The following is a 21,246-nucleotide window of genomic DNA, read 5'->3' as shown; positions in this document are numbered from 1 at the left end:
AATAAATTTATTAAAAATTATTATAAAATAAATAAATATTTAAATATATGATATTATAATTAATTTAAATAATAAAATAAAAATACTTTTAAGTTATTAACATATTTTTATTTAAATTAAACATAATCCAAATAGAACCAAATATAAGTATTAAAATTACTATCAAAGTAAAAATTAATGTAATTAAATTAAATTTTTCTTGATTTGAAGTATTTAAATGTAAAAAAAATTTAAAATGAGTAATTATTTGTAAAATTGCCATTATAATAATTATAAAAGTATTTATTTTAATATTTAAAAATTCATATTTTATTAATATAAATGGGATTGTTGTTAATATTACAGATATTATAAATCCAAATAAATAATTTTTAACAGAATAAAATTTATAATTTTTAATTTTTTTATTTTTAAATAAATAAATCATTTATACATGTACCCTAAAAGATATATAATAGTAAAAACACAGATCCATATAATATCTAAAAAATGCCAAAATAAACTTAAACATATTAAACGAGTTTTATTAATTGAATTTAAACCATATTTATTTAAATTAATAATAATAGTTAAAATCCAAACTAATCCTATAAAAACATGAATTCCATGAGTAACAATAATTGAAAAAAACCCTGACATATAAGAATTATAATTAGGACCAAAATTAATTTTAATAAAATTATATAATTCATTAAATTCTAAAATTAAAAAAAATCCCCCCAATAAAAAAGTTACAAATAACCAATTATTTATACATTTTATATTTTTAAAATTAATTTTTGACATTGCTATACCATAACTAAAAGCACTTAAAAGTAATATTATTGTTTCAATAAAAATATTTCTAAGATTAAATATTTCTTTAAATATTGGTTCATTAATTTTAGTATTAATTAAAACCATATAAGTTGCAAATAAACTAGCAAATAAAATACAATCACTCATAATATAAATCCAAAAACCTAAAATTGTATTAAAATTAACATCTTTACATTTATGATCTAAAAAAGTGTTTTTATTATTTAAAATAGTATTCATTATATTTTACAACTCCATAAAAGATGATTCATTTTTTATAATATCTTCTTTAGATATTTTATAATAATTTGTAATATTAAAACTTTTAAAGATTAATATAGAAATAATACTAATTATACTTATTAAAGATAACCACCAAATATACCAAATCATTGAAAAACCAAAAATTAAAACAAATAAACTTATTATAAGACCTATACATGTATTTTTAGGAATTTTAATTGATTTAAATTTTTTAATTTCTAATGGGTTTTTATTATTTTTAATATTCCAAAAAGCATCAATATCTTTAATTACAGGTATTATAGCAAAATTATATATTTTAGGAGGTGAAGATGTAAACCATTCTAATGTTCTACCATCCCAAGGATCACCTGTAATATCAAGATTAGTTTTTTTATTATAAATACTTATATAAAATTGTATAATTTGACAAATAATACCAATTAAAATTATTAAAGTTCCGATAGCAGAAATAATTAAAAGTGTATGAAAATTTGAGTTAATATTTTGACTTAATCTACGTGTCATACCCATAAAACCTAATGCATACAATGGAAGAAATGAAATAAAAAAACCAGAAATCCAAAACCAAAAAGCACGTACACCCCATTTTTCATTTAATTTAAAACCAAAAAATTTAGGAAACCAATAAGTAATACCTGCAAAACAACCAAAAACAACCCCACCTATAATTACATTATGAAAATGAGCAATTAAAAATAAACTATTATGAAGATAAAAATCAGCACCTGGAACTGATAATAAAACACCACTCATTCCACCAATTGAAAAAGAAATAATAAATCCTATTGTCCATAACATAGCTGAATTATATTTAATATTTCCTTTATACATTGTAAAAATCCAATTAAATATTTTAACACCTGTTGGTATAGCTATAATCATTGTAGTTATTCCAAAAAAAGAATTAACATTAGCACCAGCTCCCATAGTAAAAAAATGATGTAACCATACTATAAACGATAATATAGTTATAACTATAGTTGCTAAAACTAATGATTTATAACCAAATAATTTTTTTTTAGAAAAAGTTGAAGTTATTTCTGAAAAAATACCAAAAGCAGGTAACATTAATATATATACTTCAGGATGACCCCATGCCCAAATTAAATTTATATACATCATAATATTACCGCCCATATCATTAGTAAAAAAATGTGCCCCTAAATATCTATCAAACGCTAATAATGAAATAGTAACTGTAAGAATAGGAAATGATAATACAATTAATATATTACTACATAAAGATGTCCAAGTAAAAATAGGCATTTTCATTAAAGACATACCAGGAGCACGCATTTTTAATATTGTTACAATGAAATTTATACCAGTTAATAATGTCCCTATACCGGAAATTTGTAAACTCCAAATCCAATAATCAACACCTACACCAGGACTATATTGTTTATTTGATAAAGGAGGATAAGCCAACCAACCAGTTTGCGCAAATTCCCCAATACAAAGTGATATATTTATTAATAAAGCACTTACAAAAAATAACCAAAAACTAAGAGAATTTAAAAAGGGAAAAGCAACATCACGAGCTCCTATTTGTAAAGGTATAATTAAATTCATAAATCCAATTATAAAAGGCATAGCCATAAAAAATATCATAATAACACCATGAGCAGTAAATATTTGATTATAATGATTTGATGTTAAAAAACCTGTTTTTCCTGAAGAAACAATTGCTTGTTGACTACGCATCATTAAAGCATCTGCAAAACCTCTTATAAACATAATTATCGACATTATGATATACATAATACCAATTTTTTTATGATCTAAAGAGATTAAATATTCATTCCATAACCACTTCCATTTTTTAAAATATGTTATAGTAATTGAAATTATTAAAAATAACAAAAAAACAAAATATATAGTATACATTATAATTGGTTCGTGTAATGGAATAGCATTAATTGTTAATTTTCCGAACATAAAGTATTCCTTTAAATTATTATAATTTATATATTTAAAATTTTATTATTATTATTTATTTTTATTTATAAAAATTAATTATCTCTTTAAATAAATTTTTTTTAACTTTTGAAAAATATTCCACTGAATTATTTTCACTTTGTTTATTTAAAATATTAAATCTTTCTTGTGTTAAAACAGAATTTTTTGAATTTTTAACTAATTTTATCCATTTATTAAAATTATCAATATTTTTAGTTACAATAACATTAAATTTCATTCCAGAAAATCCTTTACCACTAAAACTACTAGAAAAACCTTCATAATTACCAGATTCATTACTAATTAAATTTAATTTACTTTCCATTCCAGCCATCGAATAAATTTGACTACCTAATTTTGGTATAAAAAACGAATTCATTACTGAATTTGAAGTAATTTTAAAATTAATATGTGTATTTTTAGGAAAATAAATTTCATTTATAGTAGCAATATTTTCTTTTGGATAAATAAATAACCATTTCCAATCCAATGAAATAACTTCAATTTCAATAACTTTATTTAAATTATTTATAGTTTTATAGGGATCAAGTTCATAAGTTGTTTTAAAAGTTATTAATCCAAGTATAAAAATAATAATAATTGGGATTATCCATATAAAAAATTCAATTTTTTTAGAATTACACCAATTGGGTTTATATTTATTTTTATTTGTACTATTATATTTATAAAAAAACCATATAGTTATAAATAATACAGGTGTTATAATAAATAACATCAAAACAATTGATGTAAGTATTAGTTTTTTTTCTAATAAACTTATATTTCCTTTAGGATGTATTAAAAAAATTGGTGCACTACTTAAAAAAATTAAAATTAATGTTATTAAAAAAAAAATTATTATTAATAATATATTTTTTTTTATTTTATTTTTCATTTATAAATTCCAAAAAATATCTAATGAATATAATTTAATAAAAAATTGTTTATTTCAAAAATTTTAAAATATTTACTTAAATTATATTAAAATTATTACTTTAATTCTATGCCCTACAGGAATTGAACCTGTGACCTACAACTTAGAAGGCTGTTGCTCTATCCAACTGAGCTAAGGGCATAATATTTAAATATAAATATTAAAATATAAAATATTATATAATTATTTAGTATAATTTAAATAAATAATTAAATAAAAAAATTTTATTAAATAAACATATTAAAAATTTTTAATAAATATTTTGAAATTTGTTATAAAAAAAAAACTTGCATTTATCTTTAAAATATATTATACTGCTATTTTATAAAATAATTTATTAATAACATACTTTGTAAATATTTATTAATTTTATAAATATAAATATAAATAAGGAAAAAAATATGATTAGAGTTTCATTGTTTATTGCGGCAAATTTACTAATAGTAGTTATTTTAGGTTTTTTATTAAAATTATTAGGTTTAGAAAACAATATTAATATTTTTTCAATGTTTATAATGATTATGTTTGGTTTTATTGGTTCAATTATTTCAATTTTATTTTCAAAAATTATTACTTTAAATTCAATAAATGGTAAATTAATTAAACATCCAATGAATAAAACTGAAATATGGATAATAAATACTATTAAAAATATTTCAAAAAAAAATAATATCAAAATACCAGATGTAATAATATACAAAGCCAATAATATAAATGCTTTTGCTACAGGAGCATGTAGTAATAACTCATTAATAGGTTTAAGTAGTAGTTTATTAAAATATATGGAAAAAAATGAAATAGAAGCTGTAATCGCACATGAAATTTCACATATTACTAATGGTGATATGGTAACTATGGGATTATTACAAGGATTAATGAATACATTTATTTTATTTTTTTCGCAAATTATTACAAGTTTAATATACAATCAAGAAGAAAAAAATAATCATAAAAATAACTTTTTCCAAAATACTCAAACAATAATATTTACTAGCTTAGAAATATTATTAGGTTCTTTATCGAATATAATAATAATGGGTTTTTCTCGTTATAGAGAATTTCGTGCTGACGCTGGTGCAGCAAAGTTTGTAGGAGTTAATAATATGATAGCTGCGCTTAATAAACTTAAAATAAGTACTGAATCCATAAATAACAATAATATGACAACTTTTTATATAAATAATAATAAGTTTAATATATTTAGCAATATATTTAATTCACACCCTTCACTAGATGAACGTATTAAAGCATTAAAGAATTTAAAAAAAAAATAATATTTTAATATATTATTAAAATATTTTAAATATAATTATTTTAAATATTATAAAAATTATTAAAAATTATTTATTAAATTTTACAATATAAAATTATGTTTATAATTAATGGAATAAAACGTAAATTAACAGGAAAAAGTTCAAGTAGACGTTTGCGTTTAAAAAAAAGTTTTCCAGCTAATATTTACGGAAAAAAAAAAAAAAATTTAAATATTGAATTAGAACACAATTATATTAAAAATATTGAATCAAATAAAAAATTTTATATTTACCCAATTATTATAAATATTAATAAAGAAAAAATAAAAGTTAAATTAAAAGACATTCAATGGCATCCATATAAATTAAAAATTATGCATATAGATTTTTTAATAATATAAAATTGTAATTAATAATTTTTATTAATATTAATTTTTGAATTAGATTTAAATTTTTAAAATATAAAATAAAAATTAAACATTTACTTTATATACTTTATGAAATTAAAATATGAAAAAAAATATTGTATTTAGTGGTATTCAACCATCAGGAAAACTAACAATTGGAAATTATATTGGTGCAATTAAACAATGGGTTAAAATGCAAAATAAATATAATTGTTTTTTTTGTATCGTAGATTTACATACAATAACTTTTAAAAAAAAAAATTTCGACTTAAATAATGCTATTTTAGATACCTTATCAATATATTTAGCATGTGGAATAAATCCTAAAAAAAGTGTTATATTTATACAATCACATATTTCTGAGCATACTCAATTAAGTTGGATATTAAACTGTTATAGTTATTATGGAGAATTAAAACGAATGACACAATTTAAAAATAAATTAATAAAATATAATTTTAAAAATATAAATTCTGGGATTTTTTTTTACCCCATTTTAATGGCATCTGATATTTTGTTATATCAAACATCTTATGTTCCTATAGGCGAAGATCAAAAACAACATATAGAATTATGCAGAAATATTGCTAATAGATTTAATAATAATTATGGAAATATATTTAATATACCAAAACCATGTATATTAAAATATGGAAGTAAAATATTATCTTTACAAGAAACAAAAAAAAAAATGTCCAAATCTGATAATAATTATAATAATATTATCTATTTATTAGAAAAAAAAGAAAATATTTTTAAAAAAATAAAATTAGCTAAAACTGACTCAGATAAAACTCGCAAAATTAAATATGATATTATAAATAAACCAGGTATATCTAACATATTAAATATTTTTGCGAGTTTAACTGGGGAAAAAATAACTAATATAGTAAAAAATTTTAATGGAAAAATGTATAATGATTTAAAATATGAAACTTCAAAAGTTTTAATATATTTTTTAGAAAAAATACAAGAAAATTATTATAATATTAGAAATAAAGAATCTTTTTTAAAAGATATAATATATGATGGTAATATTAAAGCAAAAAAAATAGCGAAAATAAATTTTTTAAAAATTAAAAAAAAAATAAATTTATTAAAATAAATTAAAATATCAAATATTTAACTAATTATAAAAAAAGTTGATTTTTTCATTATTTTAATAAATTTATTTAATTTTTTGAACATTTTTTCCGAATTTATTTGATTTTGTTCTATTATTTTAATTATAGCAGATCCAGATATTACACCTGAAATGCCTAATTTAATTGCATCACTAACTTGTGATGGTTTAAAAATACCAAATCCTTGAATAATTGGAGATGAATTATATTCAATTAATTTATTAATTATATAAGAATCCGGTTTTTTTATTTTTTTTTCAGTTCCTGTAACTCCAGAGCGAGACAACAAATAAGTATAACCCTTACTATAAATAGAAATTTTACGTAATAGATTATCATCAGAGTTCGGAGGACAAATAAAAACTTGTTTTATATTATTAGTATTTGAGTATTTAATAAACAATTTCGATTCTTCTAATGGTAAATCAGCTATAAGTACAGAATCAATTCCTGATTTTTGACAATTATAATAAAAATTATTAATACCTTTATAAAACACTAAATTCGCATAAGTTAAAATTCCAATAGGAATATTACTATATTTTTTACGAATAATAGATATAATTTTAAAACATTTTTTAAGTGTAATTCCGGATTTAAAAGATCTTAATACTGAATTCTGAATAATTATACCATCAGCTAAAGGATCAGAGAATGGTATACCTAATTCGAGAGCATCAGCGCCTTTTAAAATTAAAAATTCAATTATTTTTAAAGACATATTAAAATTAGGATCCCCTAACATTAAAAATGGTATAAATGCTCCTTGTTTATTATTATTTAAATTTATAAATAATTTTTCATAACGTTCCATGAAATTCCTTATTTTTCTAAAATATCATAAATAGTAAAAATATCTTTATCTCCGCGACCAGATAAATTTACAATTATAACTTGTTCTTTATTAGGTTGTTTATAAATAATTTTAATTGCATATGCTAAAGCATGCGATGATTCTAAAGCTGGTATAATACCTTCATAACGAGATAAAAGAATAAAAGCCTCTAAAGCTTCATTATCTGTTATAGAAACATATTTTACTCTACCTATGTTATTTAAATAAGAATGTTCTGGGCCAACAGAAGGAAAATCTAAACCAGCAGATATAGAATGCGATTCTTTTATTTGACCTTCATTATCTTGAAGCATTAAAGATTTCATGCCAAAATATATTCCTAAACTACCGCAATTTATAGGTGCACTATGTTTATTTGATTTCAAACTCATTCCTGCAGGTTCTACACCAATTAATTTAACTTTACTATCTTTAAGAAAATCTGCAAATATACCAATAGCATTAGAACCCCCACCAACACATGCTAAAATTATATTAGGTAAAGTTTTTTCTTTTTTAATTATTTGTTTTTTAGTTTCTTCGCCTATTATTTTTTGAAATTCACGTACAATAGTAGGATACGGATGAGGACCAGCTACTGTACCTAACATATAATGAGAAGTTTTATAATTTAAGGACCAATCTCTTAACGCTTCATTACAAGCATCTTTAAGTGTTGAAGAACCTGTTTTTACTGGTATTACTTTAGCACCCATAAGACGCATTCTAAAAACATTTGGTAATTGGCGTTTTAAATCTTTTTCACCCATATAAATTCTACATTTTAAACCTAATAAAGCACTAGCAAATGCTGACGCAACACCATGTTGACCTGCACCAGTTTCAGCTATAATTTGAGATTTATTCATTTTTTTAGCTAACAATACTTGTCCTAAAACTTGATTTGTTTTATGTGCACCACCATGTAATAAATCTTCGCGTTTTAAATACAATTTTGTTTTTGTATTTTTTGTTATATTTTTACATAATGTTAAGGGTGTAGGACGACCAGCATAATTTTTAAGCAAATTTGAAAATTTCGTTTTAAAATTATTATCATTTAATGATTTTAAAAAAAAATCTTCTAATTCTTTTAAAGGAGGTATAAGAATTTGGGGAACATATTGACCACCAAAATCACCAAAATAAGGATTAAGTATATTTTTCATAATTTCCAAAATTATTTTTTAATTTAATTTGTTATATATTTATTAATTTTTAATATTATTATTTAATTAGTATTTTCTAAGAGTATTAAATAATAAATTTAAAGTTTTTTCATTTTTATAACCAGGTTTAATTTCTATACCTGAATTAAAATCTAAACCTATAAAACCCAAATTTATAGCTTCATTACAATTTTTAACATTTATCCCACCTGCTAAAATAACATTATCTAAATTAAATTCATTTTTAATTAAATTCCAATTAAATTTTTTACCTGTACCTCCATCTTTATTATCAAAAATATATTTTTTAACATATTTAAAATTTCTTTCTGGAATTTTTTTATTTATATTTAATGCTTTCCAAATTTGGATTTTAAAAGGTAAAAATTTTCTTAATATATTTATATAATATTGATTTTCTTTGCCGTGTAATTGAATAGCATATAAATTTAAAAATTTACTTATTTTAACTATATTTTTAATATTTTCATTTTTAAAAACCCCAACATATTTTAATGGAATATTTAAAATAATATTAAATGCTTTTTTAACATTTATTTGTCGTGGAGAATTATTTATAAAAATCAAACCACCATAAATTATTCCATTATTATAAACTAATTTAATATCTTTTCTTCTAGTTAATCCACAAATTTTATTTTCACCTAAAAGTAATTTGCAAACTGAATAATTTAAATTTTTTTCAATCATTAAAGAACTACCTATTAAAAACCCATTAACATATTTACTAATTCTTCTAATTTGAATATTATTAGTAATACCAGACTCACTTATAATAATCACACCCTTAGGTATTTTAGTAGATAATTTAATAGTACGTTCTAAATTAATACTTAAATCATTTAAATTACGATTATTAATACCAATAACTTTTGCTTTTAAATTAATAGCTCTATTAAGATCATTTTCAGTTAAAATTTCAGTTAATATACCCATATTTAATTTTTTGGCTACTAATTCTAATTTCTTGTATTGATTATCATTTAATATTGATAACATTAATAAAATTGCATCAGCTTTATAATATCTTGCTAAATAAATTTGAAATTCATCAATAATAAAATCTTTACATAAAATAGGTAAATTAGTATTTTTACTTGCTTTTTCCAAAAATTTAAAATTACCATTAAAATATTTTTTATCAGTTAATACAGAAATTACATTAGCATATTTTTTATATACATTAACAATTTTTAATATATTAAAATTTTTTCTTAATATTCCTTTAGAAGGTGATGATTGTTTACATTCTAAAATAAAAACAGTATGTTTTGTATTTAATGCTTTATAAAAATCACGATTACTTTTTTTAAAATTTAATTTTAAAAAATTAAAAGATATTTTTTTTTTATAATTTAAAATCCATTTTAATTTATTTAAAATAATATTATTAAGTATTGTTTTCATTAAAGAATATTTCCTTTTTTAAAAACATATTAATCTTATCAATACTATACCCACTTTTAATAATTTTTAATATTACTTTAGTATTTTTAACTAAATTTTCTTTTCCTAATAATTTTAATAGTAAACTAACATTAGCAGATATAACTTTATTATGTATAGAATTACCTTTACCTTTTAAAATATTTTTAAACAAAATATAATTTTTTTTTTTATTAAAATTTAAAATTTTATTTAACGGATATTTTTTTAATCCTATTAATTTAGGTTCTAATTGATAAGTTATAATATAATTTTTTTTAAGTTCTGATATATATGTATTAGAATGAATAGCTACTTCATCCATACCACCACCATGAACTACAGCTGCATTTTTATATTTCAATATTTTTAATATTTTTATTATAATCATTATTAATTTTATATCATTTACACCTATTAAAACTACAGGAGGTTTAAATGGATTAATAAGAGGACCAACAATATTAAATATAGTACTACTTTTTATTTTTTTTCTAATTAATATAATTTTATTAAAAATTTTATTATACTTTGAAGCAGTTATAAAAAATATTCCAAATTTATTTAATATATTAATTATTTCAGATGAATTAACATTTAAATTTATATTAAATTTTGATAATATATCAAAAGAACCAGAAAAACTAGATACACCATAATTACCATGTTTTAAAATTTTAATACCATAAATTGATGAAATAAAAGCACTAATAGTTGATATATTAATGCTATTTATATTATCACCTCCTGTACCTACAATATCAGAAAACAAATAATTAGGTTTTATAACTCTTTTTGTATTTTTAAGTAAAATTTTTACAAAACCTAATATTTCTTCTAAATAATAACCTCGTATTTTAATACTAATAACAAACGAAATTATCTTATTATTATTTAATTTATTATTATAAACTTCATTAATTAATTTTAATCCTTCAAATTTATTTATAAAATTAAAATTATATAATTTTTCTAAAATTTTATTTATCATTTTTCCTTATATAATTATTATTATAAAATTATTTTTGACATTAATTACTTATTAAAATGATTAGTTATACATATATGAATATAATTTATTATTAAAATATAATAAATTAGTATATTTATTAAATTTTTAAAATTTATTTGACATTACTAAAACTATTTAATATAATAATTTTAAATATAAATTCCTCTGTAGTTCAGTTGGTAGAACGATGGACTGTTAATCCATATGTCACTGGTTCAAATCCAGTCGGAGGAGTATTTTAAAATATTAAAAAAAATAAATAAAATTTAGAAAAATGCCAAAAATTAAAATTAAAGATAATGAACCATTTGAAGTAGCTTTAAGACGATTTAAAAAAATATGTGAAAAATCTGGAGTTTTATCAGAATTAAAAAAAAGAGAATTTTATGAAAAACCAACTACAAAACGTAAAAAAGCAAAAATTACAGCTATAAAAAGACGTATTAAAAAAAATTTAAATGTAAATATTAAAATAAATAAATTTTAATTTTTAAAAATAACTTTTAAAATATGGAAAAAAAAATTTATAAAACAATTTCTAAAACATTTATTAGAAATTTAATTAATGTTACTGATTTAGCTAATTTAATTAACAAAAGTATAACTTTAAAAAAAAAAGGTAAATATTATGTTTCATGTTGTCCTTTTCATAATGAAAAAACTCCTTCTTTTACTGTAAATAATGAAAAACAATTTTATTATTGTTTCGGTTGTAATATACATGGTAATGCTATAGATTTTTTAATGTCTTATGAAAAATTTACATTTATTGAAAGTATAGAAGAATTATCAATAATAAATGGTTTAAAAATAGATTATGAAAATGAACTTAAAAAAAAAAAAATTATAATAACAAATAAAGAAAATTTATACAAAATAATGGAAGAAATAAAAAATTTATATCAAAAAAATTTATTTGAAATTAATGGTATTAAAGCATTAAATTATTTAAAAAATAGAGGTTTAAATGAAAAAATAATTAAAAAATTTTCACTTGGTTTTGCTATATTTAAAAAAGATAATATATTAAAAACATTTGGATATAATGAAAAACAAAGAAAGCTTTTAAATAAAACAGGAATGATTATTATTAACGGGAAAAAAATATATGATCGCTTTATATATAGAATAATGTTTCCTATTATAAATAATAATAAAAAAATAATTGGTTTTGGTGGAAGAGTATTAAACAATAATTTACCTAAATATTTAAATTCACCTGAAACAGAAATATTTAGTAAAGGTCAAAATCTTTATGGTTTATATAAATTAAAAAAAAAAAAAGATTTAAAATATATTTTAGTAGTAGAAGGCTATTTTGATTTAATAACATTAAAACAATTTGAAATTAATTACGCAGTAGCTTCTTTAGGTACATCTATAACTACATATCATATTCAATTATTATTCAAAACTATTAATACTATTATATTTTGTTATGATGGGGATTCTTCTGGATACAAAGCTGCTTGGAATTCATTAAAAATATGTATACCATACATGAAAGACAATAAACAAATAAAATTTGTTTTTTTACCTAATAAAGAAGACCCAGATACTTTAATAAGAAAAGAAGGTAAAGAAAAATTTCAAAAAAGAATTGATAACGCAAAATCATTTTCAGATTTTTTGTTTGAAAAAATAACATTTAAATTAGATTTAAATAATATAAATGACAAAATTAAATTAAGTATAAATGCATTAAAATTAATTTCTAAAATTCCAGGTGATTTTTTAAGAATTAATTTAAGAAAATTATTAAGCATTAAAATAGGTTTAATAGATGATACACAATTAAAATATTGGGTTGTTACGAAAAACAAATTAAATAATTCAAATAAATATTTTAAAATTAAAAAAACAAACATGAGAAATATAATTTCTTTATTAATACAATACCCTAAATTATCAAAATTTATACCATCAATAAACAAATTAGATGCTATTAAAAAAAATTACCCAGGATTAAATATATTTATAGATTTATTAAATATTATTAATAAAAATCCAAATATTAATACAGGTGAAATATTAGAAATTTATAGAAATAAAAAAACAAATAAAGTAATTAAAATTTTATTAAAATTAAATATCAAATTATTTGATAATAAATCAATTGAAAAATTTTTTTTAGATAATATTATAAAATTTTTATGTTTAGTTATAAAAAAAAAAATTAAACACAAAGTCCTAAAATTAAAAGATAATGATTTAAATTTAATAGAAAAAAAAAAAATAAATTTACTAAACAATACTATATTCAATATTTATAATATTTAGAAATATTAATTGCAATATTTTAAAAAATAATTTATAATATATTTAAATTAACATAAGTTATTAATTTATTAATTTTAAAAATGATAATAAATGAAAATCAACAATTACAAATAAAAGAACTTATAAATAAAGGTAAAAAAAATGGATATTTACTATATAATGAAATAAACAATTTATTACCATTAAAATTAAAATATCCAGAAAAAATTAAAAAAATAATTAAAATGATAAATAATATAGGTATAAAAGTATTAAATTCAATTAAAAAAAAAGGGGGTATTAAAAAAAAATTTAAAAACAGAAATTTTAAAAATAAATTTAATAATATTTTATTAAATAATAAAACTGAAGATAACCAAATGAATGACCCAATATGTATGTATATGAAAGAAATGGGTTTTGTAGATTTATTAACAAGAGAAGAAGAAATAGATATTTCTAGAAGAATAGAAGAAGGAACAAATCAAATATTAACATATTTAATTGAATATCCTAAATCTATTAATTATGTATTTAAAAAATACAATAAAATTAAAACAGGAGGAAATAGAATATCTGATTTTTTAATTGGTTTTATTGAAAAACATAAAAAAAATAAAAAAAACAATATACATGTTAATTTAAGACAAAGAAGAAGAAAAAAATATAATAAAAAAAAAAGAAAAATTTTAGATAACGATTTCGATTTAGAACAAGAAATTAATTTCAATATATCAGATAAAATGTTTAATAATTTAAGAATAGGTTATAAAAAAATATATTTTTATATTAAATATTATAGTAGAAATTCAGTTTATTATAAAAAAGAAAAAAAAAAATTAATAAAATGTTTTAAAAAATTTAGATTTGTCCCACAAGAAATCAATAAAATAATAAATAAAATAAATTCAAAAGTAAATTATATAAAAAAAAAAGAAAAATTTATAATTAAAAAATGTGTTCACAAATGTAAAATACCATTTATTTTATTTAATTATTTATTTAAAGATTTTGAATTATATAATATTTGGTTAAAAAAAGAAATCAAAACCAACAATCCTTGGTCTTTAATACTCAAAAAAGAATATAAAAATATATATAAAAATATACAAAAAATAGAATATATTAAAAAAAAAATAGGTCTATCTATTAAAACAATAAAACATATAAATATTCAAATTAATAAAGGAAGAAATAAAATAATTTTTGCAAAACAAGAAATAATAAGATCAAATTTACGCTTAGTAATATCAATAGCAAAAAAATATAATAATAGTGGTCTTCAATTTTTAGATTTAGTTCAAGAAGGTAATATAGGTTTAATAAAAGCAGTAGATAGATTTGAATATCGTAGAGGATATAAATTTTCAACATATGCTACTTGGTGGATTAGACAATCAATTACTAGAGCAATAACAGAACATGCTAGAACTATAAGAATACCAGCACATATGATAGAAATAATTAATAAATTAAATAAAATTATAAAAAATATTATTAAAAAAACGGGTTTAAAACCAACACCAAAAGAATTAGCATTACGTATGTCAATATCAGAAAGAAAACTTTTAAAAATCTTAAAAATATCTAAAGAACCTATATCTTTAGATACTCCTATTGGAGATGATAATAAATTAGATATTGGAAACTCTATAAAAGATATTAAAACAACTTCACCTTTTAAAAGAGCAGCTTCTAAAAATTTAAAAATAACAACAAATAAAATATTATCAGGCCTTACAGCAAGAGAATCTAAAGTATTAAGAATGAGATTTGGTATTAATATGAATTCTAACTATACTTTAGAAGAAATAGGAAAAAAATTAGATGTAACTCGTGAACGCATTAGACAAATAGAAGCAAAAGCAATTAAAAAATTAAAACACCCAAGTCGTTCAGACATATTAAGTAGTTTTATGGATAACTAATTTTATTTATATAATTTGAAATATCCCTCCTTAAAAAATTAATAAGGAGGAAATATTTAAATTTAAATTCAAATAAATATATAAAATAAATTTTAATAATTTAGATATTTTATAAAAATATATTAAATACTATTAAAATTAATATATTTATTATAATTTAAAATAAATAATTATTTTTTGAATAAAAAATTAATCATTTTACATTCGATTTTTTTAATATCTTCATCATTTGACATATTTAAATTATTTTCATTTATCAAAATTGTTTGAACTTTTAACCATTCAATCCATGCTTTTTTAGATATTTTTGTAAATATTTTATTACCTAATTTTCCAGGATATATTCTTAAATTACTATTTTCCATTTTTTTAAAATAAAAACAAAAAATTTTTTCCATAATTTTATAATGTTAATTTAAAATATTTAAATTTAATTAAATTTATAAACATTAAATAAATTTATTTATTAATATATTTAAAACATTATAAAATTTATTATTTATTATTTATTAATAATAGCGTTTATCAATAATTAAACTAATACCCATTGTACTTGATAAAGTTATTTTTTTAATATAATTCCCTTTTATATTATGGGGTTTTTGTAATTTTATTTTATTTAATAATGTTTCTAAATTTTCTTTTAAAAAAAATGTATTAAAATTTGTTTTTCCTATAGTATTATGCAAAATTCCATTTTTATCATTTTTATAAATAATTTGACCAAATTTAAAATTTTTAACTGTTTTATATAAATTATTAGATATAGTGCCAAATTTTAAATCAGGCATTAATCCTTTAGGTCCTATTATTTTACTTAATTTATTAACTAAATAAAGTGAGTCTTTTGATGCAATTAAAATTTGAAAATTTATTTTTTTATTAATAATTTTTTCAGCCAGATCTTGCATACCTATATAATCAGCATTAGCTTTTTTTGCTTCATTAGCTTGCAAACCTTCAGCAAAAACAGCAATTTTAATTAAACGACCAGTACCATATGGTAATAATACATTACCGCAAATAATTTGTTTTTTTTTAATATCTATTGCTAAATTTATTGCAACATCTATACTCTCAATAAATTTAGCAATACTTAATTCTTTAATAATATTAATTGCATCTTGAATTTTATATTCTTTATTAAAATTAATTTTATTTCTAATAAAACTCATACGTTTTTTAAAAATTGACATTTTAATTATTATCCTTTTATAGTTAAACCCATTGAAATTGCTGTACCTTTAATAGAATTAATTAACGCTTCCATATTAGAACCAGTCATATCTACAGATTTAATTTTAGCTATTTCTTTGATTTGAAAATAACTAATACTTCCAATTATATTTTTATTAGGTTTATCAGAACCTGATTTTATTCCTATTTTTTTTTTAATTAAAAAAGTAGTAGGTGGAGTTTTAATAATAAATTTAAAAGTTTTATCTGAATAAATTGTAATAACAACAGGAATAGGAATTCCTTTTTCAAAATTATTAGTCATATTATTAAATTTTTTACAAAAATCCATAATATTTATACCTTTTTGACCTAATGCTGGCCCAACTGGAGGACTAGGATTGGCCATTCCAGCTGATACTTGTAATTTTAAAAACGTTTGAATTTTTTTTTTCATTATTTTATTACCTTATATTTTAAAATATTTATAATTCTATAATATTAAATTATTTTAAATATAATCAAATTTTATAAAAAAATTATAGAATTTATAAAATAAAATACAATATTATCTAAAAAATATAAAATTAATGAAGTTAAAACTATTATTATAGTTATAATAAATGCATTACGTAATGTTTCTAAATGAGTAGGCCAAAATATTTTATTAATTTCTAAAATTATTTCATTAATAATTACATTTATTTTTTTTTTATTAATTATTTTTATAATTATAAAAATATTAACAAATATAATTAATGAAGTTAATAATATATTTAAAAATATATTAAATTTGTTATAAAAAAATAAACTTAATAAGAATAATAATAATATATACGCATATTTATTTATAAAAAATTTAATTATATTAAAATCTTTAATAATATTCATAATATCCTTTAAAATAATATAAATTATTGTTTAATAATAAAAATTAATTGTATTTAAAAATATTTATATATTATTTTTATAATTGTTAAAAATATATTTTATTATAAATTTATTAATAATATTATTTTAAAATAAAGCGGATAATGGGAATTGAACCCATATCATTAACTTGGAAGGCTAATATAATACCTTTATACTATATCCGCATTTTAAAATAAAAATAATAGATAATAGATAATAAATAATATTATGATGGGAGAAGGATTCGAACCTTCGAAGTCTAAGACGGCAGATTTACAGTCTGCTCCCTTTAACCACTCGGGAACCCCATCAATATTTATATAATTGCCGGCTACCGGAATTGAACTGGTGACCCACTGATTACAAATCAGTTGCTCTGCCTACTGAGCTAAGCCGGCATATTATTCAAAAACATTTAATTATAATATATTTTTAAAAAAAAACAATAGCTTTATTTAAATTACTTTAATAAATTTAAATTATAATAAATATAAGTTGCATTTTAAAACTACTTACAAAATTTAAAAACTAATATTTAAAATATTATAATGGAAATTTATGATTAATATTAAAAAAAAAAAAAGTATAAATATAGAAAAAGAACTTAAAAAATCATATCTTGATTACGCTATGTCTGTAATTATTTGTAGAGCATTACCAGATGTTAGAGACGGATTAAAACCAGTACATCGTAGAATATTATATGCAATGTACAAAATGAATAATAATTGGGTTAATATTTATAAAAAATCTGCTAGAATAGTTGGAGATGTAATTGGTAAATATCATCCTCATGGAGATAAAGCTGTATACGATTCAATTGTTAGAATGTCACAAACTTTTTCTTTAAGATATATTCTAATTGATGGACAAGGTAATTTTGGATCTATTGATGGTGATCATGCTGCTGCTATGAGATATACTGAAATTAGAATGTCAAAAATTGCATATGAATTATTATCTGATTTAGAAAAAAACACAGTAGAATTTATTCCAAATTATGACAATACTAAATTAATACCATCAGTTTTACCTTCAAAAATTCCTAATTTATTAATAAATGGTTCATCTGGTATTGCTGTAGGAATGGCAACTAATATACCGCCACATAATTTATCTGAAGTAATAAACGCTTGTATAAATTATATTAATAACAAAAATATTACTATTAAAAAATTAATGAAATATATTCCAGGACCAGATTTTCCAACATCAGCAATAATATACGGTACAGAAGAAATTAAAAAAGCTTATAAAACTGGAAGGGGAAAAATTTTAATAAGAGCAAATATTAAAATAGAAAAAAATCCAAAAAACAAAAATGAAAATATTATAATAAAAGAACTTCCATATCAAGTAAATAAATTATGTTTAATTAAAAGAATTTTAGAATTAATAAAAAAAAAAAAAATAAAAGAAATTAATAAAATACGTGATGAATCTGATAAAGATGGAATGAGAATAGTAATTGAATTAAAAAAAAAAACAATAACAAAAAAAATTTTAAAAAAATTATATTTATTAACAAAATTAGAAATTTCATTTAATATAAATATGGTAGCGTTACATAAAGGTCAACCAAAATTATTAAATATTAAAAATATTTTAGAAGCTTTTTTAAATCATAGAAGAGAAATTGTAACAAGAAGAACAAAATTTTTATTAAACAAAATAAAAGAAAGAACACATATTTTAGAAGGTTTAATTATTGCATTAATAAATATTAAAATTATAATTAAAATATTAAAAAAAGTAAAAACATTAAAAGAAGCAGAAAAAATACTAATATTTAATTATTGGAAATTTAAAAAATTTTATACTATAATAAAATATTCACAAGAAAATTTTGATCATCATGATTGGTTATATAAAAAAAAAAATATTGATAAAAAAAAATATTATTTTTCAATAAATCAAGTAAAAGCAATTTTAGATTTACGTTTACATAAATTAATTGGAATGGAATATAATAATTTAATTACCGAATATAAAAAATTAATTAAAAAAAGTATTAATTTAATAATGATTTTAAAAAACTCAAAATATTTAATAAATATTATTACAGAAGAATTAATAAATTTAAAAAAAAATTTTGGTGATAACAGACGTACAAAAATTAAATTTAATAATTATGAATTAAATTCTAAAAAAATTATATCAAATAAAAACATATTATTATTTATTACATATAAAGGCGATATTAATTATTATAAAAAAAAAATAAATATTAAAAAAAAAAAATATAAAGATTTAATACGTTGTTTTATATTTACAAATATTTATGAAAAAATTTTATTATTTTCAAATTTTGGTTTTTTATATTTAGTAGAAGTAAAAAATTTTATAAATTATAATTTTAAAAATCAAAAATATAATATTAAAAATATTTTAAAAATTAAAAAAAATGAATATATTAATAAAATTTTATCAATTAATAATATTAAAAAATTTAAATATATTATTATTACAACTAAAAAAGGTATATTTAAAAAAATAAATATTAAAAATTTTTTAAATATCAATTTAAAAAAAACTAAAATTATTAATTTAAATAAAAATGATGAAATAATTGATATTAATACAATTAATTTAAATAATGAAATTATTTTATTTTCATTAAATGGTAAAACAATATATTTTATAGAAAATAAAATTAAAGAAACTAATTTTAATAATTTAGGTGTTAAAATAATAAATTTAGAAAAAAACGATAAATTAATTTATACAATTATTAAAAATAATAAATATAAAAATATTTTAATTATAACAGAATATAAATATATTGTTAAAAAAATTAATAAAAATTATAATAAAAAAAATTTAAATAATAAATTTAATATTATAAATAACAGTAAAATAATTTCAATTATATATGATAATATTAAAAATTATATTTTTATAATTACTAACAAAAATAAAATATTTAAAATTAACACTAATAATAATATTAATAAAAATTTTTTAATAATTAACAAAAAACTAAATGAAAAAATAATTTTTTCCAAAAAAATTTTTGAAAATATAGAATATTAAATAAATTTACTTTAAATTAAAAAAAATAATAATTATATATAAATTCACATAATAATATTTATTTAATATATTTATTTTAAAACATTTTATTTTAATAATAAAATAAAATAAGATTTTATGTCAAATTATAAAAATATTAATTTATTTAAAAACAAAAAAAATATAAACAAAATAAATATTAATACAGGTAAATGGAAAAATTATAAATTATTTATTAATAATAATTATAATTTACGTCCAACAACAAGTATAATTAAAAAAATATTATTTAATTGGATTAAACCTATTATTAAAAATTCTATATGTTTAGATTGCTTTGCTGGTAGTGGTTCATTAGGAATAGAAGCATTATCTAATTATGCTAATAAAGTTTTTTTTTTAGATAATAATAAAAATATTATAAATCAATTAAAACAAAATTTAAAATTATTAAATTATAATAATTATAATAATTGCGTAATTAATATTAATACAATAAATTGGCTTAATATAAAAAGTAAAGTTCGTTTTAATATAGTATTTTTAGATCCACCTTTTAAAAAAAATTTATTAAATAAAACTATAAATTTATTAGAAAAAAATAAATATTTATCAAATACATCATTAATTTATATAGAATCAAAAAAAAAAAAAATAATAAAATTACCTAAAAATTGGTATATTAAAAAAATTAAAATCATAGGAAATGTTTTAATTAGATTATATTTACGTTTAAATATTTAAATTTTCGAAAA

At 18.0% G+C, this 21,246-nt stretch carries 20 protein-coding genes and 5 tRNA genes; 9 read left to right on the top strand and 16 right to left on the bottom strand.

Annotation, left to right across the window (positions count from 1 at the left end):
* Window positions 1–88 precede the first annotated feature (88 nt).
* The 5 genes from cyoD to MEJ61_RS01085 form a co-directional block, all read right to left on the bottom strand.
* Window positions 89–427 carry a cytochrome o ubiquinol oxidase subunit IV gene (gene cyoD, locus MEJ61_RS01105; RefSeq protein WP_459563249.1) on the bottom strand — a complete coding sequence of 113 codons (339 nt, stop codon included), beginning with the start codon at window positions 425–427 and terminating at the stop codon, window positions 89–91.
* Window positions 424–1,038: a cytochrome o ubiquinol oxidase subunit III gene (cyoC, locus tag MEJ61_RS01100; RefSeq protein ID WP_459563402.1), complete on the bottom strand. Its 615-nt coding sequence runs from the start codon at window positions 1,036–1,038 to the stop codon at window positions 424–426. The genes cyoD and cyoC overlap by 4 nt, the downstream gene beginning before the upstream one ends.
* 6 nt (window positions 1,039–1,044) lie before the next feature.
* A complete protein-coding gene (gene cyoB, locus MEJ61_RS01095) occupies window positions 1,045–3,003 on the bottom strand; it encodes a cytochrome o ubiquinol oxidase subunit I (protein ID WP_459563247.1) in 1,959 nt (652 codons plus the stop codon).
* A gap of 61 nt (window positions 3,004–3,064) precedes the next feature.
* Entirely contained in the window at window positions 3,065–3,919 is an 855-nt protein-coding gene (gene cyoA / locus MEJ61_RS01090) for a ubiquinol oxidase subunit II (RefSeq protein WP_459563246.1), read from the bottom strand.
* A gap of 107 nt (window positions 3,920–4,026) precedes the next feature.
* Window positions 4,027–4,100: transfer RNA gene (locus MEJ61_RS01085), tRNA-Arg, on the bottom strand.
* A gap of 259 nt (window positions 4,101–4,359) precedes the next feature.
* Between MEJ61_RS01085 and htpX the strand changes: the two genes are divergently transcribed.
* From htpX to trpS, 3 genes are all read left to right on the top strand, one after another.
* Window positions 4,360–5,232, top strand: a complete 873-nt coding sequence (gene htpX, locus MEJ61_RS01080; RefSeq protein ID WP_459563245.1) for a protease HtpX — start codon at window positions 4,360–4,362, stop codon at window positions 5,230–5,232.
* Window positions 5,233–5,327: 95 nt separating this feature from the next.
* A complete protein-coding gene (rplY, locus tag MEJ61_RS01075) occupies window positions 5,328–5,612 on the top strand; it encodes a 50S ribosomal protein L25 (RefSeq protein ID WP_459563244.1) in 285 nt (94 codons plus the stop codon).
* A gap of 109 nt (window positions 5,613–5,721) precedes the next feature.
* Entirely contained in the window at window positions 5,722–6,723 is a 1,002-nt protein-coding gene (gene trpS, locus MEJ61_RS01070; RefSeq protein ID WP_459563401.1) for a tryptophan--tRNA ligase, read from the top strand.
* A gap of 17 nt (window positions 6,724–6,740) precedes the next feature.
* Here trpS and trpA read toward each other — a convergent pair whose 3' ends face one another.
* The 4 genes from trpA to trpD form a co-directional block, all read right to left on the bottom strand.
* On the bottom strand, window positions 6,741–7,556 hold the full coding sequence (gene trpA / locus MEJ61_RS01065; protein WP_459563400.1) for a tryptophan synthase subunit alpha: 816 nt from the start codon (window positions 7,554–7,556) through the stop codon (window positions 6,741–6,743).
* Window positions 7,557–7,564: 8 nt separating this feature from the next.
* Window positions 7,565–8,746 (bottom strand): tryptophan synthase subunit beta, encoded by a 1,182-nt coding sequence (gene trpB, locus MEJ61_RS01060; RefSeq protein WP_459563399.1) that lies wholly within the window; start codon window positions 8,744–8,746, stop codon window positions 7,565–7,567.
* Window positions 8,747–8,812: 66 nt separating this feature from the next.
* On the bottom strand, window positions 8,813–10,174 hold the full coding sequence (gene trpCF, locus MEJ61_RS01055) for a bifunctional indole-3-glycerol-phosphate synthase TrpC/phosphoribosylanthranilate isomerase TrpF (protein ID WP_459563398.1): 1,362 nt from the start codon (window positions 10,172–10,174) through the stop codon (window positions 8,813–8,815).
* Window positions 10,158–11,183, bottom strand: a complete 1,026-nt coding sequence (gene trpD / locus MEJ61_RS01050) for an anthranilate phosphoribosyltransferase (protein WP_459563397.1) — start codon at window positions 11,181–11,183, stop codon at window positions 10,158–10,160. Before trpD ends, trpCF begins: the two co-directional genes overlap by 17 nt.
* 182 nt (window positions 11,184–11,365) lie before the next feature.
* On the opposite strand from trpD, the gene MEJ61_RS01045 reads away from it, so the two are divergent.
* The 4 genes from MEJ61_RS01045 (at window position 11,366) to rpoD (ending at window position 15,391) form a co-directional block, all read left to right on the top strand.
* A tRNA-Asn gene (locus MEJ61_RS01045) sits at window positions 11,366–11,438 on the top strand.
* Window positions 11,439–11,478: 40 nt separating this feature from the next.
* Window positions 11,479–11,691 (top strand): 30S ribosomal protein S21, encoded by a 213-nt coding sequence (rpsU, locus tag MEJ61_RS01040; protein ID WP_459563238.1) that lies wholly within the window; start codon window positions 11,479–11,481, stop codon window positions 11,689–11,691.
* A gap of 23 nt (window positions 11,692–11,714) precedes the next feature.
* Window positions 11,715–13,484, top strand: coding sequence for a DNA primase (dnaG, locus tag MEJ61_RS01035; RefSeq protein WP_459563237.1), 1,770 nt, complete (start codon window positions 11,715–11,717; stop codon window positions 13,482–13,484).
* Window positions 13,485–13,564: 80 nt separating this feature from the next.
* Window positions 13,565–15,391 (top strand): RNA polymerase sigma factor RpoD, encoded by a 1,827-nt coding sequence (gene rpoD / locus MEJ61_RS01030; protein ID WP_459563396.1) that lies wholly within the window; start codon window positions 13,565–13,567, stop codon window positions 15,389–15,391.
* Between the two features lie 170 nt (window positions 15,392–15,561).
* Here the strand turns inward: rpoD and MEJ61_RS01025 are convergent, their stop codons facing one another.
* The 7 genes from MEJ61_RS01025 to MEJ61_RS00995 all read right to left on the bottom strand — a co-directional run bounded on the left by MEJ61_RS01025 (window position 15,562) and on the right by MEJ61_RS00995 (window position 17,877).
* The gene (locus MEJ61_RS01025) at window positions 15,562–15,789 is read right to left on the bottom strand and encodes an oxidative damage protection protein (RefSeq protein ID WP_459563235.1); all 228 of its coding nucleotides are present in this window, start codon (window positions 15,787–15,789) and stop codon (window positions 15,562–15,564) included.
* A 111-nt stretch (window positions 15,790–15,900) separates the two neighbouring features.
* On the bottom strand, window positions 15,901–16,587 hold the full coding sequence (gene rplA / locus MEJ61_RS01020; protein ID WP_459563234.1) for a 50S ribosomal protein L1: 687 nt from the start codon (window positions 16,585–16,587) through the stop codon (window positions 15,901–15,903).
* Between the two features lie 8 nt (window positions 16,588–16,595).
* Complete coding sequence (gene rplK / locus MEJ61_RS01015; RefSeq protein ID WP_459563233.1) at window positions 16,596–17,024, bottom strand: 50S ribosomal protein L11; 429 nt, start codon at window positions 17,022–17,024, stop codon at window positions 16,596–16,598.
* Window positions 17,025–17,095: 71 nt separating this feature from the next.
* Window positions 17,096–17,458, bottom strand: coding sequence for a preprotein translocase subunit SecE (secE, locus tag MEJ61_RS01010; protein ID WP_459563232.1), 363 nt, complete (start codon window positions 17,456–17,458; stop codon window positions 17,096–17,098).
* Window positions 17,459–17,593: 135 nt separating this feature from the next.
* A tRNA-Gly gene (locus MEJ61_RS01005) sits at window positions 17,594–17,664 on the bottom strand.
* Between the two features lie 44 nt (window positions 17,665–17,708).
* A tRNA-Tyr gene (locus tag MEJ61_RS01000) sits at window positions 17,709–17,790 on the bottom strand.
* Between the two features lie 14 nt (window positions 17,791–17,804).
* Window positions 17,805–17,877, bottom strand: a tRNA-Thr gene (locus tag MEJ61_RS00995).
* A 160-nt stretch (window positions 17,878–18,037) separates the two neighbouring features.
* Between MEJ61_RS00995 and MEJ61_RS00990 the strand changes: the two genes are divergently transcribed.
* Window positions 18,038–20,512, top strand: coding sequence for a DNA gyrase/topoisomerase IV subunit A (locus tag MEJ61_RS00990; protein WP_459563231.1), 2,475 nt, complete (start codon window positions 18,038–18,040; stop codon window positions 20,510–20,512).
* Window positions 20,513–20,629: 117 nt separating this feature from the next.
* Window positions 20,630–21,235, top strand: a complete 606-nt coding sequence (rsmD, locus tag MEJ61_RS00985; RefSeq protein ID WP_459563230.1) for a 16S rRNA (guanine(966)-N(2))-methyltransferase RsmD — start codon at window positions 20,630–20,632, stop codon at window positions 21,233–21,235.
* The last annotated feature ends 11 nt before the right edge of the window (window positions 21,236–21,246 follow it).

This window comes from Candidatus Psyllophila symbiotica, from assembly GCF_029910555.1.
GTDB lineage: Bacteria > Pseudomonadota > Gammaproteobacteria > Enterobacterales > Enterobacteriaceae_A.
Note: the sequence above shows the minus strand (reverse complement) of the source record. Positions and strands in the feature narration are given on the sequence as shown.